The organism is Novosphingobium sp. KCTC 2891 (assembly GCF_025938155.1).
GTDB lineage: Bacteria > Pseudomonadota > Alphaproteobacteria > Sphingomonadales > Sphingomonadaceae > Novosphingobium.
On sequence record NZ_JAPCZG010000001.1, the window covers coordinates 635328 to 656763 of the forward strand.

Genomic DNA, 21436 nt, shown 5'->3' on the forward strand with positions numbered 1-21436 from the left:
CCCCGGCGCGCCGGTCAGGCCACGATCTGGATGTCGGTGAACGCCAGCGCCGGATGCGTGGCCGTGCCCAGCAGCGCGATTTCCACAGCGGCCGCGCCGCCCAGGCCATCGGCATCATAATACAGCACGCCGCTGGCGGTGTCGTAGACGACGCGGTCCGAGGCATCGTGCCCGCTGGTGGCGCCTGAACCGGCGTAGAACTCGTCCGCCAGCAGCGCACCGGTGTGATTGATGCCGGCGAAGATCTTCTGGCTCAGGCGGATCTTGTCGGCGCCGGCCGCGAAATCGGTGATCGTGTCGCGGTCGGGCGCGGTGTCGAAGACGAAAAAGTCGCGGCTGGTCCCGCCGGTCAGCACGTCACGGCCCGTGCCGCCGCGCAGGATATCGATCCCGCTTCCCCCGATGAGCGTGTCCGCGCCGGCGCCGCCGATCAACTGGTCGTCGCCGGCCTTGCCGTCGATCCTGTCATCGCCGGCGTTGCCGTAGATGATGTCGGTTAGGATGCCGCCGGTCAGCGTATCGTTGGCCGAGGTTCCATTGATGGTGAACACCTTCTGCAGCAGCACCGGAACCGACGGGTTCGAAGTGCCTGTGCCTCAGCAGACGGGTGCTCGCCGGTGTTCCGCCTGTGACCCAAAGCTCGACACCGGTGCCGGCGGGGTCGGTCGCGGTGAAGATCCATTGGTTGGTAGCCATGCCTGCTCCGAAGATTGCCGTTGAACCGCGTGCATAGCCGCTCTTGGCAAGCTGGCATCTCCCCAGAACACGGCATTGACGCAGCGCGGCGACGGTCGGGGCGCGAATTGACTTGGCGCAAGGACGCCGGAGTTTATTAATCGATTAGCTAACACGCGCGCCGGGCGATTCTGCCGGTCGTGGCACAAAAAAACGGGAGACGGACATGAGTCATTTCGTGACGGAGGACCAGGCAGCGTTCCGCGACGCGGCGCGCGCGTTCGCGCTGAAGGAGATCGAGCCGCTCGCCAACCGCATCGACCGGGAGGAGCGCACGCCGCCCGAACTCACCGCGAAGATGGCGGAGCAGGGCTTCTTCGGCCTCTTTATTCCAGAGGAATACGGCGGTACCGGCGCCGATCTGACCACCGCCTGCCTCGTGCTGGAGGAACTGGCCAAGGCCTCGCCCGCCTATGCCGGCCTTGTCTCGGTCGAGATGATCCTCTGCCCCGAAGTCGTGCTGGTGCTGGGCACCGAGGAGCAGAAGCGGCGCATCCTGCCCAAGACGGTCAGCGGCGAGCGGCTGATGGCCTATTCGCAGACCGAGCCTTCGGGCGCGGGCAATATCGAATATCACCAGACCAAGCTGACGCCCGATGGCAACGCCTACCGCCTCAACGGTTCCAAGCTGTTCTGCACGCAGGGCGAGGCCAGGACCTACCTCATCATGTGCCGTACCGAGCGTGGGGGTGAGAAGGGCTATGGCTGCGTGGTGGTCGAGGCCGAGCAGGAGGGCTTCTCGGTCGCGCCTTATGAGGACAAGCTGGGCTGGCGGGGCACCAACACAGGCCCGATCAGCTTCACCGACATCGAGATTTCGCCCGACGCCGTGCTGGGCGACCTGCTCACTGCCAATGCCGACATCGGCCTGATCGCCAACCAGGCGAGCTTCCTCGGCCATGCCGCCACCTCGCTTGGCTGCGCCGTCGGCATGTTCGAAAAGACGCTGGAATACGTGAAAAGCCGCGAGCTTTACGGCGCGCCGATGGTGGCGCTTTCCCCGTGGGCGGACCGGCTGGCGCGGTGCTGGAACCGGATCGAGGCGATGCGCGCCACGCTCTACACCGGCACGCGCCTGTTCGATGAAGGTCGCCGCGATCTCGTGTTCGGCTCCACCTGCAAGTCGTGGGTCTGCGAAACCGCGTTCGAGGTTTGCAACGATCTGCTCCAGGCCTGGGGCGGCAGCGGCATGATGGATTCGACCGGGATCAACCGCTACTTCCGCGATTCCCGCGCCAAGCTGATCGCCGAGGGCGGCACGGAAATGCACAACGCCATCATCGGTCGCTACGCGCTCGGCTTCGGCTGATCCGCAGGCGCCGGGGGCACCTGCACCAAGTGGCAGGTGCCCCCGGCAGCGCCGCGCCATAGCCTCCCGGCCAAACATACCGGGAGAGAATGATGCAACTGGCGACCCCGCCGCACGTGCCGGCCGACCGCGTGGTCGATTTCGACATCTTCAACCCGCCCGGTGTGGAGCGCGACTATTTCGCCGCGTGGCGCACCTTGCAGGCCCCGGGCACGCCGGGGCTGGTGTGGAGCACCGCCAACGGCGGGCACTGGATCGCCACGCGCGGCGAACTGGTCCGCACGCTCTGGGCCGATGCCGAACGCCTTTCCAGCGAATGTCTCGCGGTGACGCCGGGACTGGGCGAGGTGATGCGCTTCATCCCGCTGCAGCAGGACCCGCCCGAACACGGGCCGTTTCGCACCTCGGTGATGAAGGGCTTGGCGTCGCGCTTCGTGGTGGCGCTCGAACCCAAGGTGGAAGCGGTCGCGCAGGAACTGGTCGATGGATTGCGCCCGCGCGGAGCCTGCGATTTCGTGGCCGATTTCGCTGAAATCCTGCCGCTCAACATCTTCCTCTCGCTGATCGATGTGCCGCTGGAAGACCGCCCGCGGCTGCGCACGCTGGGCGTGCAGCTGACCCGTCCGGATGGCTCGATGACGGTCGAGCAGCTGCGCGATGCGGCCGATGATTACCTCTGGCCGTTCATCGAGCAGCGCATGGCGGCGCCCGGTGACGACCTGTTCAGCCGCATCCTGTCCGAAGGCGTGGGCGGCCGTCCGTGGAGCGTGGACGAGGCGCGGCGGATGTGCCGCAACCTCCTGTTCGGCGGGCTGGACACGGTGGCCGCGATGATCGGCATGGTCACGCTGCACCTTGCGCGCCATCCCGAGGACCAGCACCTGCTGCGCGAGCGGCCCGACCTGATCCCGACGGCCGCGGACGAGCTGATGCGCCGCTATCCCACCGTCTCGGTCAGCCGCAACGCGGTGGTCGATGTAGAGGCGGACGGGGTGACGATCCGCAAGGGCGACATCGTCTATCTGCCCAGCGTCCTGCACAATCTTGATCCGGCGTGCTTCGATGCGCCCGATGCGGTGGACTACGCGCGCGGGCTGACCCCGGTGCGCCACACCACGATGGGCGCCGGCGCGCATCGCTGCGTCGGCGCGGGTCTCGCGCGGATGGAAATGATCGTGTTCCTGCGCACCTGGCTTGCCGCCATGCCCGCCTTCGCGCTCGACCCGGAGCGGCCGGTGACGATGAAGGGCGGCAATGTCGGCGCCTGCACCGCGCTGCCGCTGGTGTGGTAGCGCCTATCCGGCGAACCAGCTCCACAGCAGCCGCCCGGTCAGGCCAAGGCTGACCACCACCAGCAGCGGGCGGATCACCCTGGCGCCGTGGCGCGTGGCGAAATGGCTGCCGATGACCGCTCCGGTCATCGCGCCCGCGCCCATGCACAGGCCGAGCAGCCACAGCACCTGCCCGCCGATCGCGAACACGATCACGCTGGCGATGTTGCTCGTCACGTTGAGCAGCTTGGTCAGGCCGGTCGCGCGGGTCAGTCCCAGCCCGCGCAGGCCCACCAGCGTGACCGCATAGAACTGCCCTGCGCCGGGGCCGAAGAACCCGTCGTAGAAGCCCACGCCGCCCGCCACCGGCAGGAATCCGCGGTCGCTCAGCTTGGCGTGCGCGTCCTCGTCGCCCATGCGGGGCGACAGCACGGTATAGAGCGCCACCGCCATCAGCAGCAGCGGCACGATCAGCCGCAGCACGCCCGCGTCGAGCCGCTGCACCAGCAGCGCGCCGATGGTGGCGCCGACGAACACCGTGATGGCAAGCGGCAGGGCCGCGCGTATCGAGAACAGCCCGGCGCGCCAGAAGCGCCACGTCGCCATGCCGGTGCCGCACATCGATTGCACCTTGTTGGTGCCCAGCACCACGTGCGGCGGCAGCCCGGCATAGATCAGCGCGGGCATCATGATCAGCCCGCCGCCGCCGGCAATGGCGTCGATGAAGCCGGTGACCACGGCCGTGCCGGTCAGCGCGGGGTAGAGCCACAGGGGGACAAGGAAAGGATCGGCCATTTGCGCGCCATGGCAATTGCGCTTAAGGGCCGCAATCTCCTTTTGGCCTGTGCGTCCCGCGATCGGGAACGCCTCCCATGGACCGGCTTGTTCCCATGACCCGCTTCTCGTTCCAGATCCACGCGACCGACGGCAAGGCCCGCACCGGCGCGATCCAGATGCAGCGCGGCGAAATCCGCACGCCCGCGTTCATGCCGGTGGGCACCGCCGCCACGGTGAAGGCGATGAAGGTGGAGGACGTGCGCGGCACCGGCGCCGACATCATCCTGGGCAACACCTATCACCTGATGCTGCGCCCCGGCGCCGAGCGCATGGCGCGGCTGGGCGGCCTGCACAAATTCATGGGCTGGGATCGCCCCATCCTGACCGACAGCGGCGGTTATCAGGTGATGAGCCTTTCGGACTTGCGCAAGATCACCGAGGAAGGCGTGACGTTCGCCAGCCACCTCGACGGCTCGCGCCATATGCTCAGCCCCGAACGCTCGATGGAAATCCAGCGCTTGCTGGGATCGGACATCGTCATGGCGTTCGACGAGTGCCCCAAGATCGATCAGCCGCGCGATGGCATCGCCCGTTCGATGGAAATGTCGATGCGCTGGGCGCGCCGCAGCCGCGCCGGCTTCGATGCGGGCGAGGAACACGCCGCCCGCTCGGCCCTGTTCGGCATCCAGCAGGGGGCGCTGGACGAAGGACTGCGCAAGGAAAGCGCCGACGCGCTGACCGACATCGGCTTCGATGGCTATGCCATCGGCGGACTGGCCGTGGGCGAGGGGCAGGAGGCGATGTTCGCCACGCTCGAATTCGCGCCGAGCCAGCTTCCGGCGGATCGCCCGCGCTACCTGATGGGCGTGGGCAAGCCCGACGATCTGGTCGGCGCGGTCGAGCGCGGGGTCGACATGTTCGACTGTGTGCTGCCCACGCGCTCGGGCCGCAACGGGCAGGCGTTCACCTGGAACGGGCCGCTCAACATGCGGAACGCGCGCCACGCCGAAGACACCGGCCCGCTGGACGAACGCTGCACCTGCCCGGTCTGCGCCAAGTACAGCCGGGCCTATCTCCACCACCTGCAGAAATCCGGGGAAATGCTGGGTGCGATGCTGCTGACGGAACACAACCTGTCGTTCTACCAGCAACTGATGGCGGGGATGCGCGCCGCGATTACCGCAGGCCGCTTTGCAGCATTCGCGGCCGATTTCCGTCGGGACTACTTGCGGAAATAGACACCGCAGTAGCGCAAAAGGTGCTCCGGACGCTTGCGCGCACCGGTTCCGGCTGTAACCCTGAATGCGGTAACAGGCGGGAAAACAACATCGTGAAACTGTATGCGCGGCGATTTGCGGGGCTACTGCTTGCCGGGCTGTCCCATCCGGTTCTGGCCCAGCAGCCGGTCGGCGATCAGGGGGATGGCGCCGCGCTGGCAGCCCGGTTCGGCGCGCTCGAATCGGTCCGGCAGATCAGCATTTCGCCCGATGGGCAGAAGGTCGTCTACATCGCGTCGCGCGCGCAGGGCGGCGCGCTGGTGATGGTCGCCGATCTGGCCGCAGGGGGGCAGCCGAAGGCTATCCTCGCGCAGAAGGCGGGCACCGAACAGTTGCAGCGCTGCGTCTGGGCGACCGACACGCGCATCGTTTGCTCCAACTACACTGTCGTGGATTATGGCGGCTTCCTCTTTCCGATGAGCCGCCTGTTCGCGATGAACGGGGATGGCAGCAATGTGCAGCGGCTCTCGGCGGGCGTCGGCAGCAACACTCTTGGTACGGTCGCCCTGACCGGCGGCGTAGTCATCGACTGGGACCTACCGGGCAAGCCGGGCAGCGTCCTGATGACCCGCTATTACGTTCCTGACACGGCCGCGCAGGCCAATGTGAAGCGCGAGATCGAAGGTTTTGGCGTGGAGGCAGTGGATACGGCCACCGGCCAGCGCCACAACGTCGAGCGGCCGCTTTCGGAAGCCGTCGAGTACATCAGCGACGGCCAGGGCAACGTGCGCATCATGGGCGTCCAGTCGCGCGATCCCGACGGCGACCGCCGCAACAAGATCAAGTATTCCTTCCGCCTGGCCGGATCGCGTCAATGGCAGCCGCTGTCGACGGTGCGGGTCGGCAGTACCGGATTGCCGATCGGCTTCGATCCCTATGCGGTCGATAGCGCACAGAACGTGGTCTACGGCTTCGAAGATCTCAACGGCTACAAGGCGCTCTATTCCATCGCGCTTGATGGCACGGACACGCAGAAGCTGGTGCTGTCGCGGCCTGGCGTCGATGTGGATTCGCTGGTGCGGATCGGGCGCGATCGGCGGGTCGTGGGCGTCAGCTATGCCTCCGATATCCGCAGCTACGAATTCTTCGATCCTGAGCTGAAGAAGCTGGGGACAGGGCTGGGCAAGGCTCTGCCTGGGCAGCCCAGCGTCACGTTTCTTGGTGCCAGCGCGGGTGAGGACAAGCTGTTGCTGCTTGCGTCCAGCGATGTCGATCCGGGCATGTTCTACCGTTTCGACAAGGCGACGCGCCAACTGGCGCCGCTGCTGCCGGTGCGGGGCGAGCTGGTGGGGGTGAAGATGGGCCGGATGCAATCCATCTCCTATCCGGCGGCGGACGGCACCCCGATCCCGGCCTACCTGACGCTGCCGCCGGGCAGCACGGGCAACAACCTGCCCGCCATCGTGATGCCCCACGGCGGCCCCAGTTCGCGCGACGAATGGGGGTTCGACTGGATGGTGCAGTATTTCGCGGTGCGGGGGTTCGCCGTACTGCAACCGAACTATCGCGGTTCGGCCGGGTTCGGTTCCGAATGGTACAAGCAGAACGGCTTCCAATCGTGGAAGACCGCTATCGGAGATGTGGACGACGCGGGGCGCTGGCTGCGCAGCCAAGGCATCGCAGCTCCAGGCAAGCTGGCCATCGTCGGCTGGTCCTATGGTGGCTATGCCGCGCTTCAGGGCAACGTGCTCGATCCGGACCTGTTCAAGGCCGTGATCGCGATCGCACCGGTGACCGACCTTGCGCGGTTCAAGCTTGATCTCGGATCAAAGCTCACCCGCGACTTCATCGGGTCCGGTCCGCACATCAGCGAGGGCTCGCCCGCGCAGAACACCGAGAAGATCAAGGCGCCTGTGCTGCTGTTCCACGGCGACCGCGATGTGAACGTCAATATCAGCCAGTCGCGCCTGATGCGCGACCGGCTGCATGATGCGGGCAAATCGGTGACGCTGGTCGAATTCCCGGATCTCGATCATCAACTGGCCAGCACTGCGGCGCGAACGCGCGTGCTGGCGGATAGCGATTCCTTCCTGAGAACCGCGCTGGGGCTCTGAGCGCCTAGGCGGCGAGTTCGCGTGCCGCCGTGTCCTCTTCCTCCAGTGCGCGCGTTTCCAGCTGCGTTCCCGGATATTGGTAGAACACGCCAGTGCGCGTCTCGAAGAATCCGGCGCCGATGGCGCTCGCCTGCCGCTGTGCGGTGAGGAGGTCGGGATACCACTTGCCGTAGCGGTGCGGGGTCACGAAACGATACATCACGGTCATGCCCGCTCAATGTCGTTAGGCCGCCCAGGTTCCCTTGCCGGCGACCGGCCGCAAAGATTTTGCGGTTGGCGGAATTACCCCCGAATCCATTGCGCGCAGACGCAAAAAAGGCGGGGTTTGCACCCCGCCTCCTTGGCTTGCCGTGACGGCTCGAAACCGATCAGCGCGAATAGAATTCGACGACCAGGTTCGGTTCCATCTTCACCGGATAGGGCACTTCGTCGAGCGTCGGGACGCGGACGTAGGTGATCTTGTCGGTGCCGTCCTGCTGGACGTAGTCGGGAACTTCACGCTCGGGCAGCGACTGCGCTTCGGCGATCAGGGCCATTTCCTTGGCCTTGGCACCAAGGCTGATCACGTCGCCGGGGCGAACGCGGCGCGACGCGATGTTGCACTTCACGCCGTTGACGTAGATGTGACCATGCGAAACGACCTGACGGGCCGAGAAGATCGTCGGCGCGAACTTGGCGCGATACACGACCATGTCGAGGCGCTGTTCGAGCAGGCCGATCAGGTTCTGACCGGTGTCGCCCTTCATGCTGGCGGCTTCCTGGTACGTGCGCTTGAACTGCTTCTCGGTCACGTCGCCGTAGTAGCCCTTGAGCTTCTGCTTGGCGCGCAGCTGGATGCCGAAGTCCGAGACCTTGCTCTTGCGGCGCTGGCCGTGCTGGCCCGGGCCGTACGAACGGCGGTTCACCGACGACTTGGGACGACCCCAGATGTTTTCGCCAAGGCGGCGGTCGATCTTGTGCTTAGAAGCATGACGCTTGGACATGCGAGTTCCTTTCAAATCTGCTGGCCACAACTGATTGTCGCGGCATCGTTGCCCCGGAACGCACCATCCAGCCTGTTGCCAGATGCGGCCGCCGCTTCACCGGGTCTGCGGGGCCAATCGAACTTTCCCGCCGGAACGTGTCCGCCGGGGTCCAAAGTGAAGCGCGGCCACTACAGCCTTTCGGCCGAGAGTCAAGCCTTGGCGGGGATGGGGTTCAACCGCGCCCTTCGCGCGGGCCGGGCTTGCGCGCCAGCGCCGAAAGCACGCCGCGCAGCGTGCGCACTTCAAGGTGGTTCCAGCCCGGCTTGGTCAGCATCGAGCGCAGGGTGCGGCGCGTGGCGGCAGCGCGGCTGTAAGGCTCGAAATAACCGCGCGGCTCCAGCATGGCGGCGAGCTGCTCGAACATACCCTCGAACTCTTCCTGCGGGGCAGGGGGCAGCAGATCCTCGGCCGTGGGCTGCACCAGGTCGCAGTGCTTGGAATATTCATAGGCGCACAGGATCACCGCCTGCGCCAGGTTGAGCGAACCGAATTCCGCATTGATCGGCGCGGTCACGATCGCGCGGGCCAGCGCCACATCGTCGGTTTCCAGTCCCGATCGTTCGGGGCCGAACACCAGCGCACTGCGCCCTTGCGCCAGCACGATGTCCTTGGCCGCCTGCTCGGGCGTCAGCACGGGCTTGCTCACGCCGCGCTTGCGCACCGTGGTGGCATAGACGTGGCTGCAATCGGACACAGCATCGGCCAGCGTGGTGAACACCTGCGCCCGTTCCAGCACCACGTCCGCGCCCGCGGCGGCTGGGCCGGCGGAGGGATTGGGCCAGCCGTCGCGCGGGGACACCAGCCGCATCTCGGTCAGCCCGAAGTTGAGCATGGCGCGCGCGGCCTTGCCGATGTTCTCGCCCAGCTGCGGGCGCACCAGGACGATCACGGGGGGCAGGGTCTCGCTCACTGTCCGCCCACTTCGCGCCCGCTCATTTCGACAACGGTGCTGGCGAAAGCCTCGAAGTCCTTGGCCTCGGTGAAATCGCGGTAGACGCTGGCGAAGCGGATATAGGCCACGCTGTCCATCTGGCGCAGGCCTTCCATCACCATCTCGCCGATCGCCTTGGACGGCACTTCGGCATCGCCCATCGTCTCGATCTGGCGCTGGATGCCCGATACCAGCTGGTCGAGCCGCTCCTGCGCCACGGGCCGCTTGCGGCAGGCGAGCGCGACCGATTGCTCGATCTTGGAACGGTCGAACGGCTCCTTGCGATCACCGCTCTTCACCACCAGCACTTCGCGCAGCTGCACGCGCTCGAACGTGGTGAAGCGCGCGCCGCAGCCCTCGCATTGGCGACGCCGGCGGATCGAGGTGTTGTCCTCGCTCGGCCGGCTGTCTTTCACCTGGCTGTTGTCATGGGCGCAGAACGGGCAACGCACGTCGGGTTATTTCTTGATCCGCTGCCAGAACGCGATCCCGGCACCGACGATCAGCCCCGCGGGAAGCGAGACCACCGGCAGCAGAGCGCCGGCCACCGCGCCCAGCCCGGCGCCGATCAGCACCGGCTTGGTCGAGGGGTGGTCCATGCCCTGCTTGGCCATGCCCGAAAGCTCGGACTTGGCGCGCGCGGCGAGATCGTCGTTACCGTTCATGGCATCAAAGCTCCGGATAGATGGGGAACTGGCTGCACAGCGCCTCGACGCGGTCGCGCACGCGCTGTTCCACCTGGCCGTCACCCTCTTCGCCATTGCGCGAAAGGCCGTCGACCACTTCGGCGATCAGCTGGCCGATCTGGCGGAACTCGTCCTCGCGGAAGCCGCGCGTGGTGCCGGCAGGCGTGCCGAGGCGGATGCCCGAGGTGACGAAGGGCGAGCGCTTGTCGAACGGGATGCCGTTCTTGTTGCAGGTGAGCCAGGCGCGATCGAGGCCCTTTTCGGCGATCTTGCCCGACACGTCCTTGGCGGTGAGGTCCACCAGCATCAGGTGGTTGTCGGTGCCGCCCGAAACGATGGCAAGGCCGGCTTCCTGCAGGCTCGCAGCCAGCGCGCGGGCATTGGCGACGATCTGCGCGGCATAGGCCTTGAACTCGGGGCGCAGCGCTTCGCCGAAAGCAACCGCCTTGGCCGCGATCACGTGGACCAGAGGCCCACCCTGCAGGCCGGGGAACACCGCGGTGTTGAACTTCTTGGCCAGATCCTCGTCATTGGTGAGGATCACGCCCGAGCGCGGGCCGCGCAGCGACTTGTGCGTGGTGGTGGTAACCACGTGGGCGTGCGGGAAGGGCGAAGGGTGCGCGCCGCCGGCGACGAGGCCGGAGAAGTGCGACATGTCGACCAGCAGCCAGGCGCCCACTTCGTCGGCGATCTCGCGGAAGCGCTGGAAGTCCCAGACGCGCGAATAGGCGGTGCCGCCGGCGATGATCAGCTTGGGCTTGTTCTCGCGCGCGATGCGGGCAACTTCGTCCATGTCGATCAGGTGATTGTCGGGACGCACGCCGTAGGGCACCGGGTGGAACCACTTGCCGCTCATGTTCACGGGCGAACCGTGGGTGAGGTGGCCGCCCGAATTGAGGTCCAGCCCCATGAAGGTGTCGCCCGGCTGGAGCAGCGCGAGGAACACGGCCTGGTTCATCTGGCTGCCCGAATTGGGCTGCACGTTGGCGAAGGCGCAGCCGAACAGCTGCTTGGCGCGTTCGATCGCCAGCGTCTCCACCACGTCTGCATATTCGCAGCCGCCGTAGTAGCGCTTGCCGGGATAGCCTTCGGCATACTTGTTGGTGAAGACCGAGCCGGTGGCTTCCAGCACGGCGAGCGAGGTGATGTTCTCGCTAGCGATCAGCTCGATCTTGTTCTGCTGGCGCTTCAGTTCGCCCTGGATCGCGGCGAAGACTTCAGCGTCGGCGGTGGCGAGGTGCTCGGTGAAGAAACCGGGCTTGCGGATCTCGGCGGCGTTAGAGGCCATGCGTCGGTCTCCCTGTGATCAGAACGAAGGGTTGGAAAGCTTCTCGACGCGGCCGGCGTGGCGGCCTCCGCCGAAGTCGGTCGAAAGGAAGGCGTCAAGGCAGGCCTTGGCCATGTCCTCGCCCGTCAGGCGCGCGCCCATCGCAATGCAGTTCGCATTGTTGTGTTCGCGCGCGAGCGCGGCGGACAGCGGCTCGGACACCAGCGCGCAGCGCATGGCGGGGTTGCGGTTGACCGCGATGGAAATGCCGATGCCCGATCCGCACAGCGCCACGCCGAAGTCGGCGGTGCCGTCGCCGACGACCGCGGCCAGCTTGTAGCCATAGTCTGGATAGTCGACGCGGTCGGCGGTCTCGGGGCCGAGGTCGGCCACTTCGTGACCCTGCTCGATCAGGTATTCGCGCAAGGTCGCCTTGAGGTCGACGGCGGCGTGGTCGGAAGCAATGGCGATGCGCATGGGCGAGGCGGGCCTGTCCTTTGCGGGGGAAGGGGGGATTCGTTGGGCCTCCCTTAGTCGCGACTTTGTCGCATTGCCAGTCTTGAGGGGCCACCCCCTTGGGCAGTGGGGCCGGTTCCTGCGCACGAGGCAGCACCAGGCAAGGATCGCACCAAGGAAAAAGCCCCGGCGTGGGGGCCGGGGCTTTTCCTGATTTACTGATCGAGGAAGCTGCGCATCTTCCGTGACCGGCTGGGATGCTTGAGCTTCCGCAGCGCCTTTGCCTCGATCTGACGGATGCGTTCGCGCGTCACCGAGAACTGCTGGCCGACTTCCTCCAGCGTGTGATCGGTGTTCATGCCGATGCCGAAGCGCATGCGCAGCACGCGTTCCTCGCGCGGGGTCAGGCTGGCAAGGACGCGGGTGACCGTTTCCTTGAGGTTGGCCTGGATCGCCGCGTCGACCGGGATGATCGCGTTCTTGTCCTCGATGAAATCGCCTAGGTGCGAATCTTCCTCGTCGCCGATCGGCGTTTCGAGGCTGATCGGCTCCTTGGCGATCTTCATCACCTTGCGCACCTTTTCGAGCGGCATGGAGAGTCGCTCGGCCATTTCCTCGGGCGTGGGCTCGCGGCCCTGCTCGTGCAGGAACTGGCGGCTGGTGCGGACCAGCTTGTTGATTGTCTCGATCATGTGGACCGGGATGCGGATCGTGCGCGCCTGATCGGCGATCGAGCGGGTGATCGCCTGACGGATCCACCAGGTGGCATAGGTGCTGAACTTGTAGCCGCGGCGGTACTCGAACTTGTCGACCGCCTTCATCAGGCCGATGTTGCCTTCCTGGATGAGATCCAGGAACTGCAGGCCGCGGTTCGTGTACTTCTTGGCGATCGAGATCACGAGCCGCAGGTTCGCCTCGACCATTTCCTTCTTGGCGATGCGCGCCTCGCGCTCGCCCTTCTGGACCATGTTGACGATGCGGCGGAACTCGCCCAGCGACATGCCCGTGGCGCTGGCGATGTCCGAAATCTCGGCGCGGATGCGCTCCACGCCGGAAGCTTCGGCGCCAGCGAAAGCGGCCCAGCGCTTGTCGCGGCCGGCCAGGCTCTGCAACCAGCCTTCATCAAGCTCACGCCCGACGTAGTGGTCGAGGAAGTCCTTGCGCGGCACCTTGTGGCGTTCGGCCAGGCGCAGCATCTGCCCGCCCAGCGTGGTCAGCCGGCGGTTGAAGGCATAGAGATTATCGACCAGGTATTCGATCTTGGTCGCGTGGAACTGCACCGATTCCACCTGCGCGGTCAGTTCCTCGCGCAGCTTCTGGTATTCGGTTTCCTTCGCGGCGGGGAAATCGTTGCCGATCCCCAGCGCGTCGAGCCGTTCTGCCTGGAGCTGCTCGAAGCGGCGGAACAGGCCGGTGATCTCGGCGAACTTTTCCAGCGCGGCGGGCTTCAGCGCCGCTTCCATCTGGGCGAGGGAGAGGGTGTTGTCCTCCTCCTCTTCCTCGGGCGCGCGGGCGCGGCGTTCGCGCAGTTCGTCGTCCTCGTCCTCGGCGACCTCTTCCTCCTCGATGTCCTCTTCTTCCTTGAAGGTGGGACCCGCGGTGGCTTCGGTGATTTCGCCGTCGGCCTCTTCCCCGTCTTCCGACAGGTTTTCCGGCTGAGGCTCCTTCGAGAGCATGGCGTCGAGGTCGAGGATCTCGCGCAGCTGCATTTCGCCTGCGTTGAGCGCCTCGGACCACTGGATGATGGCGTGGAAGGTGATCGGGCTTTCGCACAGGCCCATGATCATCGTGTCACGGCCGGCTTCGATCCGCTTGGCGATGGCGATTTCGCCCTCGCGGCTCAGCAGTTCGACCGCGCCCATCTCGCGCAGGTACATCCGCACCGGGTCGTCGGTGCGCTCGATGGTTTCCTTGCGCTTGACGATGTCGGGGCGATCGTCGACGGCTTCGGTGTCTTCCACCTCCTCGTCGTTCGCCTTGTCCTCGGGATCGACGGCGTCTTCATCGCTTTCGACGATGTTGACGCCCATCTCCGAGATCGCGGCCATGATGTCTTCGATCTGCTCGGAAGACATCTGGTCCTGCGGGAGGGCCTCGTTCAGCTCGTCATAGGTGATGATGCCGCGGCGCTTGGCGCGCGCGATCAGCTTCTTGATAGAAGCGTCGTTGAGGTCGATCAGCGGAGCGTCGCCGCTATCGGTCTTTTCGTTCGAAGCCATTGAACCCCGTGTACCACCTATTTCGAGCCGTGCCCCGTTTGCGCGGGACGGACGCTTATTCTAACGAAGCACGAGCGCGACCCATTTGCCCCAAGCGGGCCAGCAAGGCCAGCCTTCGTTCGCGCAATCGTTCTTTTTCGGCCTCGGTTTCCGGGGAAAGCTCGGATTGGTAACGCTGATTCGCAGTTTCAAGCGCCGCTTCCACCTCGGGAAACTCCACCAGCAATGCGATAGCGTCCGCCAATTCCTCGGCACTGCCTTCCCGCTGGGCGAGAAAGCCGAACCGTATCTCTCCAAAATCCATAGCCGAAGGCACCCGGAGGTGCCGTTCGCCCAATATGGTAAGAAGTCGGCCCTCTTCAAGGTCATCCTGCGAGTCGGCCAGTGCCAGCAATGCATCGAGCAATGCGGCCTGGCTGCTTTGCGCGGGATGGAGGCGCGCGAGCGTCTCCGCGTGGCGCTGGATCGCCGCAGGCCGCGCAACAAGTGCCGCGAGCACCGCCGCCAGCAGCGCATCGTGCGAACCGATCTTCTGCATCCGCGCGGTGGCATCGGCGGGCAGGGGCGGCGGCGCGGGTTTCCACGGCTGTCCCTTGCCTCCGCGTTGGGCTCCGCCGCGCTGTCCGCCCGTGCGCTGGGCGGGCTGGAACGGCGCCCGCTCGCGCCGGGCAAAGGCGAAATCTCCGAAGCGCTGGTTCAGCTCGCTGCGATAGAGCGCCTTGATATCGGGATGCTGGATCGTGTCGGCATGGGCCATGAGCCGTGCCTTGAAACCTGCCTTGTCCTCGGGCGTGTCGAGCGGGCCGGCGGCCTTTTCGGCCTCCCACAGCACGTCGATCAGACTGCGGGCCTCGGCCAGCAAGGCTTCCATCGCCTGCGGGCCCTGCTTCTTCACGATGTCGTCCGGGTCCATGCCCTGCGGCAGGACGGCGATGCGCAGGGAGTGGCCCGGCATCAGCATTGGCAGCGCGCGCACCACCGCGCGCATCGCGGCGCGCTGGCCGGCGGCATCGCCGTCGAAGCACAGCGTCGGGCACTCCGTCACGCGCCACAGCCGCTCGATCTGGTGTTCGGTCAGCGCGGTGCCCAGCGGGGCGACCGCTTCGGCAATGCCCGCCGCCGCCAGCGCCACCACGTCCATGTAGCCTTCGACCACCACGATGCGATTGGAAGACCGCGCGGCGGGCGCTGCGCGGTGCAGGTTGTAGACCGTGCGCCCCTTGTCGAACAGCGGGGTGTCGGGCGAGTTCAGGTATTTGGGCGCATCGGTCTTGTCGGCGGCCAGGATGCGTCCGCCGAACGCGATGACCCGGCCGCGCGCGTCCATGATCGGCAGCATCAGCCGGTCGCGAAAGCGGTCGTAGGGATCCTTGCCCTCCACCACGATGCGCAGGCCCGCCTCGATCAGCATGGCCTCGGGAAAGGCGGACAGCGCTTCCTTCAGCGCCTGCCGGCCCGCCGGGGCATAACCGAACCCGAACTCGCGCACGATCGCTTGCGGAAACCCGCGCGAGGCGAGGTAGCGGCGCGCTTCCGCCCCGCCTTCGCCCGCCAGCGACCGCACGAAGAAGTCCTGCGCCGCCGCCATCACGTCGTGGAGTGACTTCTGCTGCTCCGCCCGCATGGCCGCGCGCGGATCGGGCGCGGGAACTTCCATCCCCGCCTGGCTGGCCAGTTCCTTCACCGCTTCCATGAACGGCAGGCCCTGGTGGTCGGTCATCCAGCGGATGACGTCCCCGTGCGCGCCGCAGCCGAAGCAGTGGTAGAAGCCCTTTTCGTCGTTGATGGTGAAGCTGGGCGTCTTCTCGTTGTGGAACGGACAGCACGCCTTGAACTCGCGCCCCGCCTTCTGGACGCGCACCGAACGCCCGATCACGCCCGAAAGCGAGATCCGGGCGCGCAGTTCATCCAGCCATTGGGGCGAAAGGCTCACTGTCCCATCAGGCCGAAAGCGCTGCCTTCACCAGCCCGCTGGCCTTGCCCATGTCGAGCTGGCTGCCGTGCTTCGCCTTCAGCGCGGCGACCACCTTGCCCATGTCCTTCATGCCGGCGGCGCCCGACTCAGCGATGATCGCGGCGATGGCAGCCTTCGCGTCGTCGTCCGAAAGCTGGGCGGGCAGGAACTCGTCGATCACCGCCAGCTCGGCCTTTTCCACGTCGGCCAGTTCCTGGCGGCCGCCCTGTTCGTAGAGCGTGATCGATTCGCGGCGCTGCTTGGCCATCTTCTGAAGCACGTCGACCACCAGCGTGTCGTCGTCGGGCACCGTGGTGGCGGTGCGCAGTTCGATGTCCTTGTCCTTCAGCTTGGCGAGGATCAGGCGGACGGCGGCAAGGCGAGTCTTGTCGCCGGCCTTCATCGAAGCGACCTGCGCGGCCTTGATCGTATCGCGGATCATCGTGGTATCCTGTGTCCAATTTTGCGGGGATGTTGGCGCGCGATGGCGCCGTTCGCTGTCATGTAGGCGAAACTTTCCGCCTTCGCTAGGTTGACGCTGCGGCGCGTTAGGTCTAGCGGGCGAGCCTTAGCGACATCGCCAGAACCCTTGCTAACGGAGCGCCCCAGATCATGGCCGACCCCGCACTTTCGCACGCGCCTCAACCAGACGGCGCGACGGGAGTCCTCGTGCTTGCGGATGGATCGGTGACCTGGGGGCGCGGGTTCGGCGCGGTCGGCGCGGCCGTCGGCGAAGTGTGCTTCAACACCGCGATGACCGGCTACCAGGAAGTGATGACCGATCCGTCCTACGCGGCGCAGATCGTCACGTTCACATTCCCGCACATCGGCAACGTCGGCGTCAACGCCGAGGACGTGGAAAGCCACGGCGTGGCTGGCGAAGTGCTGGGCGCGGTGGGCTGCGTCGTGCGCGAGGACGTGACCGATCCGGCCAACTTCCGCTCCACCGGCACGTTCCAGCAGTGGCTTGAAGCGCAGGGCAAGATCGGCCTCTCGGGGATCGACACCCGCGCGCTCACCCGCCGCATCCGCCTTTCGGGCGCACCCAATGCGGTGATCGCGCACGATCCCAAGGGCAAGTTCGACATTCCCGCGCTGATCGAGCGCGCCCGCAACTGGCCCGGCCTCGAAGGCATGGACCTTGCCCGCACCGTCAGCCGCGAAGGCAACGAGGAATGGGAAGGCTCGGTCTGGCATCTGGGCGAGGGCTTCACCCGTCCCGAAGCAGGCACGCGCCCGCACGTCGTGGCGATGGACTTCGGCGCCAAGGACAACATCTTCCGCAATCTGGTGCAGGCTGGCGCGGACGTGACCATCGTTCCCGCGCAGACCACGCTGGAGGCGATCCTCGATCTCAAGCCCGCCGGCGTGTTCCTGTCGAACGGACCGGGCGATCCGGCCGCGACCGGGGCCTATGCCGTGCCGGTGATCCAGAAGCTGCTGGAGCGTGACGTGCCGATCTTCGGCATCTGCCTCGGCCACCAGATGCTGGCGCTCGCCGCCGGTGCCCGCACCACCAAGATGCACCAGGGCCACCGCGGCGCGAACCATCCGGTCAAGCGGCTCGCCGACGGCGTGGTCGAGATCACCTCGATGAACCACGGCTTCGCGGTGGACAACGCCGCGCTCCCCGACACGGTCGAGGAAACCCACGTTTCCCTGTTCGACGGTTCGAACTGCGGCATCGCGGTCAAGGACAAGAAGGCATTCGGCGTGCAATACCACCCCGAAGCCTCGCCGGGACCGCAGGACAGTTTCTACTTGTTCGAAAAGTTCGTGGGAATGCTTTGATCGGAAGGACTTGAGATGGCCGTTGTTCGTCAGCTCGTCGAGAAAGCGCTAGATCGCTCGAGCACCCATTCCGAAGTCGAAGCTACCATTTCGCTGGTTGAGGCGGACGGCGAGAAATTCGTCCAAATCGACACTTATGGTTCCAAAAATCGAGCGATGCCTGGGAAGGTTTCTCAGAGCTTGCGCCTGTCTAAATCGGCGTTCGAGCAGCTCGTCAATCTTGCAGAAAAGCACCTCTAATGCCCAAACGCACTGACATCTCCTCGATCCTGATCATCGGCGCCGGGCCGATCATCATCGGCCAGGCCTGCGAGTTCGACTATTCGGGCACGCAAGCGGTGAAGGCGCTCAAGGAAGAGGGCTACCGCATCGTCCTGGTCAACTCGAACCCCGCGACGATCATGACCGATCCGGACATGGCCGACGCGACCTATGTCGAGCCGATCACGCCCGAAGTCGTCGCCAAGATCATCGAGAAGGAGCGCCCCGACGCGCTGCTGCCGACGATGGGCGGGCAGACCGCGCTGAACACCGCGCTCGCGTTGTTCAACGACGGCACGCTGGAGAAGTTCGGCGTGCAGATGATCGGCGCCAATGCCGATGCCATCGACAAGGCCGAGGATCGCCAGCGCTTCCGCGAGGCGATGGACAAGATCGGCCTCGAATCCGCGCGTTCGGGCGTGGCCCACACGGTTGAGGAAGCGCTTGCGGTGCTGGAGTCGACGGGCCTGCCCTCGATCATCCGTCCCAGCTTCACCATGGGTGGCACCGGCGGTGGCATCGCCTACAACAAGGACGAATTCGTCAAGATCGTGCGCGGCGGCCTCGAAGCCAGCCCCACGACCGAAGTCCTGATCGAGGAATCGCTCCTCGGCTGGAAGGAATACGAGATGGAAGTCGTCCGTGACCGGAACGACAACGCCATCATTATCTGTTCGATCGAGAACGTCGATCCGATGGGCGTCCACACCGGCGATTCCATCACCGTCGCCCCGGCGCTGACGCTGACCGACAAGGAATACCAGATCATGCGCAATGCATCGATCGCGGTTCTCCGGGAAATCGGTGTGGAAACAGGCGGTTCCAACGTACAGTTCGCAGTCAATCCGGCGGATGGCCGCCTGATCGTGATCGAGATGAACCCGCGCGTCTCGCGCTCCTCGGCGCTGGCGTCGAAGGCCACCGGCTTCCCGATCGCCAAGGTCGCGGCGAAGCTGGCGGTGGGCTACACGCTCGACGAGATCATGAACGACATCACCGGCGCGACGCCAGCCGCGTTCGAGCCGACCATCGACTACGTCGTCACCAAGATCCCGCGCTTCGCCTTCGAGAAGTTCAAGGGTTCGGAGCCGCTCCTCGGAACGGCTATGAAGTCCGTCGGCGAAGTCATGGCCATCGGCCGTAACTTCAAGGAATCTCTGCAGAAGGCGCTGCGCGGCCTCGAAACCGGCCTCGACGGCTTCAACCGCGTGGTCGAGCTGGAAGGCGCCACCCGCGACGAGATCAAGGCCGTGCTGTCGCGCGCCACGCCCGAGCGCCTGCTCGCGGTCGGCCAGGCGTTCCGCGAAGGCTTCACGGTCGAGGACGTCCACGCCGTCACAAAGTACGAGCCGTGGTTCCTGCGCCACATCCACGAGATCATCGAGGAAGAGAAGCAGGTCGCGGCCAATGGCCTGCCGGTCGATGCGGCCGGGATGCGCCGCCTGAAGGCGATGGGCTTCTCGGACAAGCGCCTTGCCACGCTCGCCGTCCGCTCGGTCGGTGTGGCCGGCGGGCTGGGTGAGACCCAGGCCAAGCGTTCGGGCCTGCTGCACGATACGCTGCGCGCCATGGCCGGCGCGACCAGCGAGGAAGAAGTGCGCGCGCTGCGCCACAAGCTGGGCGTGCGCCCGGTGTTCAAGCGGATCGACAGCTGCGCGGCCGAGTTCGAGGCGGTCACGCCTTATATGTACTCGACCTATGAAGGCGGCCTGTTCGGCGCGCCGGAGAACGAGGCGAACCCCACCGCCGCGAGGAAGATCGTGATTCTCGGTGGCGGTCCCAACCGCATCGGGCAGGGCATCGAGTTCGACTACTGCTGCTGCCACGCGTGCTTCGCGCTGGAGGACGCCGGGTTCGAGACCATCATGGTCAACTGCAACCCGGAAACCGTCTCCACCGACTACGACACCTCCGACCGGCTCTATTTCGAGCCGCTGACGGCCGAGGACGTGCTCGAAATTCTCGAGGTCGAGAAGTCGAAGGGCGAGCTCGTCGGCGTGATCGTCCAGTTCGGCGGGCAGACGCCGCTCAAGCTGGCGCAGGCGCTTGAGGATGCGGGCATCCCCATCCTCGGCACTTCGCCCGACGCCATCGACCTTGCCGAGGACCGCGAGCGCTTCGCCGCTCTGGTCGAGAAGCTGGGCCTGCTCCAGCCCGCCAATGGCCTTGCCCGCAGCCGTGACGAAGCGATCGCCGTCGCCGCGCGCATCGGCTACCCGGTGCTGATCCGTCCCAGCTACGTGCTCGGTGGCCGCGCCATGGAGATCGTGGACAGCCAGGCCCAGCTCGACGACTACATCGCCACCGCGGTGCAGGTCTCGGGCGATAGCCCGGTGCTGATCGACCAGTACCTGCGCGACGCGATCGAGTGCGACGTCGACGCGCTGGCCGATGGCGAGACGGTAACCGTCGCGGGTGTGCTCCAGCACATCGAGGAAGCCGGCATCCATTCGGGCGACAGCGCCTGCACGCTGCCGCCGTACAATCTGCCGGACGAAATCGTGAAGGAAATGGAGCGCCAGGCGGTGCTTCTTGCCACGGCACTTGAAGTTCGCGGACTGATGAACATCCAGTTCGCGGTCAAGGACGGGCTGGTCTACCTGATCGAGGTGAACCCGCGCGCCAGCCGCACCGTGCCGTTCGTCGCCAAGGCGATCGGTCAGCCCATCGCCAAGTTCGCCGCGCGCATCATGGCGGGCGAGAAGCTGGCGAACCTGCCGGCGATCAAGCGCGACATCGACTACATGGCGGTCAAGGAAGCCGTGTTCCCGTTCGCGCGCTTCCCCGGCGTCGACCCCGTGCTCTCGCCGGAAATGAAGTCGACCGGCGAAGTCATGGGAATCGATAGCAATTTTGCGGTCGCGTTCGCCAAGGCGCAGCTGGGTGCGGGCACTCTCCTGCCGGCGTCGGGCACGCTGTTCGTTTCGGTCAAGGAAACCGACAAGCCGGTCGTGCTGCCTGCCGTGCAGAAATTGGCCAGCCTCGGCTTCCGCATCGTCGCCACCAGCGGCACCGCCAGTTATCTCGCCGAGAACGGCGTGGATGTGGAGCGCGTCAACAAAGTGGCCGAAGGGCGTCCGCATATCGTCGACCGGATCATCGACGGCGATATCGCGCTGATCTTCAACACCACGGAAGGCTGGCAGAGCCACAAGGATTCCGCATCGATCCGCGGATCGGCGCTGGGCGGCAAGGTCCCTTATTTCACCACTGCGGCCGCTTCGGTGGCCACGGCGGAGGCGATCGAGGCACTGCGGAGTGCCGACCTTGCGGTTCGTTCCTTGCAGGATTATTATCGCTGAGCTTCCACGGGTCCCCCTCCCAGCAGCGGCAGTGAAAGTCCGGGGCGCCGATGCGCCCCGGAGGGGAACGGTTTTCCCTTGTTTGCGTAGCGCAAGGGTCTGAAAGAAAAGAGGAATACCG

General features: G+C 65.9%; 19 protein-coding genes. 7 read left to right on the forward strand and 12 right to left on the reverse strand.

What is annotated here, in order from left to right; all coding sequences use genetic code 11:
- Window positions 1-14 precede the first annotated feature (14 nt).
- On the reverse strand, window positions 15-566 hold the full coding sequence (locus OLX02_RS03000; protein WP_264420093.1) for a M10 family metallopeptidase C-terminal domain-containing protein: 552 nt from the start codon (window positions 564-566) through the stop codon (window positions 15-17).
- Window positions 567-901: 335 nt separating this feature from the next.
- Here OLX02_RS03000 and OLX02_RS03005 point away from each other — a divergent pair, with 335 nt between their 5' ends.
- Window positions 902-2044: an acyl-CoA dehydrogenase family protein gene (locus tag OLX02_RS03005; RefSeq protein ID WP_264420095.1), complete on the forward strand. Its 1143-nt coding sequence runs from the start codon at window positions 902-904 to the stop codon at window positions 2042-2044.
- Between the two features lie 92 nt (window positions 2045-2136).
- Entirely contained in the window at window positions 2137-3336 is a 1200-nt protein-coding gene (locus OLX02_RS03010) for a cytochrome P450 (protein WP_264420097.1), read from the forward strand.
- 3 nt (window positions 3337-3339) lie between these two features.
- Here the strand turns inward: OLX02_RS03010 and OLX02_RS03015 are convergent, their stop codons facing one another.
- On the reverse strand, window positions 3340-4110 hold the full coding sequence (locus tag OLX02_RS03015) for a TSUP family transporter (protein WP_264420099.1): 771 nt from the start codon (window positions 4108-4110) through the stop codon (window positions 3340-3342).
- 95 nt (window positions 4111-4205) lie between these two features.
- Here OLX02_RS03015 and tgt point away from each other — a divergent pair, with 95 nt between their 5' ends.
- Both tgt and OLX02_RS03025 read left to right on the forward strand, forming a co-directional pair.
- Complete coding sequence (gene tgt / locus OLX02_RS03020) at window positions 4206-5330, forward strand: tRNA guanosine(34) transglycosylase Tgt (RefSeq protein ID WP_264420324.1); 1125 nt, start codon at window positions 4206-4208, stop codon at window positions 5328-5330.
- Window positions 5331-5422: 92 nt separating this feature from the next.
- Complete coding sequence (locus tag OLX02_RS03025; protein WP_264420101.1) at window positions 5423-7423, forward strand: alpha/beta hydrolase family protein; 2001 nt, start codon at window positions 5423-5425, stop codon at window positions 7421-7423.
- Between the two features lie 4 nt (window positions 7424-7427).
- Here OLX02_RS03025 and OLX02_RS03030 read toward each other — a convergent pair whose 3' ends face one another.
- From OLX02_RS03030 to OLX02_RS03075, 10 genes are all read right to left on the reverse strand, one after another.
- Window positions 7428-7631, reverse strand: coding sequence for a hypothetical protein (locus OLX02_RS03030; protein ID WP_264420102.1), 204 nt, complete (start codon window positions 7629-7631; stop codon window positions 7428-7430).
- Window positions 7632-7791: 160 nt separating this feature from the next.
- Window positions 7792-8406, reverse strand: coding sequence for a 30S ribosomal protein S4 (gene rpsD, locus OLX02_RS03035; protein WP_264420104.1), 615 nt, complete (start codon window positions 8404-8406; stop codon window positions 7792-7794).
- 214 nt (window positions 8407-8620) lie between these two features.
- Window positions 8621-9358 (reverse strand): RNA methyltransferase, encoded by a 738-nt coding sequence (locus OLX02_RS03040; protein ID WP_264420105.1) that lies wholly within the window; start codon window positions 9356-9358, stop codon window positions 8621-8623.
- Window positions 9355-9831 carry a transcriptional regulator NrdR gene (gene nrdR, locus OLX02_RS03045; RefSeq protein WP_264420106.1) on the reverse strand — a complete coding sequence of 159 codons (477 nt, stop codon included), beginning with the start codon at window positions 9829-9831 and terminating at the stop codon, window positions 9355-9357. Before nrdR ends, OLX02_RS03040 begins: the two co-directional genes overlap by 4 nt.
- A gap of 6 nt (window positions 9832-9837) precedes the next feature.
- Window positions 9838-10044 (reverse strand): hypothetical protein, encoded by a 207-nt coding sequence (locus OLX02_RS03050; RefSeq protein WP_264420107.1) that lies wholly within the window; start codon window positions 10042-10044, stop codon window positions 9838-9840.
- Window positions 10045-10048: 4 nt separating this feature from the next.
- Window positions 10049-11353, reverse strand: a complete 1305-nt coding sequence (gene glyA / locus OLX02_RS03055) for a serine hydroxymethyltransferase (protein WP_264420108.1) — start codon at window positions 11351-11353, stop codon at window positions 10049-10051.
- An 18-nt stretch (window positions 11354-11371) separates the two neighbouring features.
- On the reverse strand, window positions 11372-11809 hold the full coding sequence (gene rpiB / locus OLX02_RS03060) for a ribose 5-phosphate isomerase B (RefSeq protein WP_264420109.1): 438 nt from the start codon (window positions 11807-11809) through the stop codon (window positions 11372-11374).
- A gap of 194 nt (window positions 11810-12003) precedes the next feature.
- Entirely contained in the window at window positions 12004-14007 is a 2004-nt protein-coding gene (gene rpoD / locus OLX02_RS03065) for an RNA polymerase sigma factor RpoD (RefSeq protein ID WP_264420110.1), read from the reverse strand.
- A 55-nt stretch (window positions 14008-14062) separates the two neighbouring features.
- Window positions 14063-15940: a DNA primase gene (gene dnaG / locus OLX02_RS03070; protein WP_264420111.1), complete on the reverse strand. Its 1878-nt coding sequence runs from the start codon at window positions 15938-15940 to the stop codon at window positions 14063-14065.
- Between the two features lie 7 nt (window positions 15941-15947).
- Window positions 15948-16403: a GatB/YqeY domain-containing protein gene (locus OLX02_RS03075; protein ID WP_264420113.1), complete on the reverse strand. Its 456-nt coding sequence runs from the start codon at window positions 16401-16403 to the stop codon at window positions 15948-15950.
- 170 nt (window positions 16404-16573) lie between these two features.
- Between OLX02_RS03075 and carA the strand changes: the two genes are divergently transcribed.
- Genes carA through carB form a run of 3 tightly spaced genes read left to right on the forward strand, consistent with a single transcriptional unit; the run spans window position 16574 to window position 21315 of the window.
- Window positions 16574-17752 (forward strand): glutamine-hydrolyzing carbamoyl-phosphate synthase small subunit, encoded by a 1179-nt coding sequence (carA, locus tag OLX02_RS03080; protein WP_264420115.1) that lies wholly within the window; start codon window positions 16574-16576, stop codon window positions 17750-17752.
- 15 nt (window positions 17753-17767) lie between these two features.
- A complete protein-coding gene (locus tag OLX02_RS03085) occupies window positions 17768-17992 on the forward strand; it encodes a hypothetical protein (protein WP_264420117.1) in 225 nt (74 codons plus the stop codon).
- A complete protein-coding gene (gene carB, locus OLX02_RS03090; protein ID WP_264420119.1) occupies window positions 17992-21315 on the forward strand; it encodes a carbamoyl-phosphate synthase large subunit in 3324 nt (1107 codons plus the stop codon). The genes OLX02_RS03085 and carB overlap by 1 nt, the downstream gene beginning before the upstream one ends.
- Window positions 21316-21436: the final 121 nt, after the last annotated feature.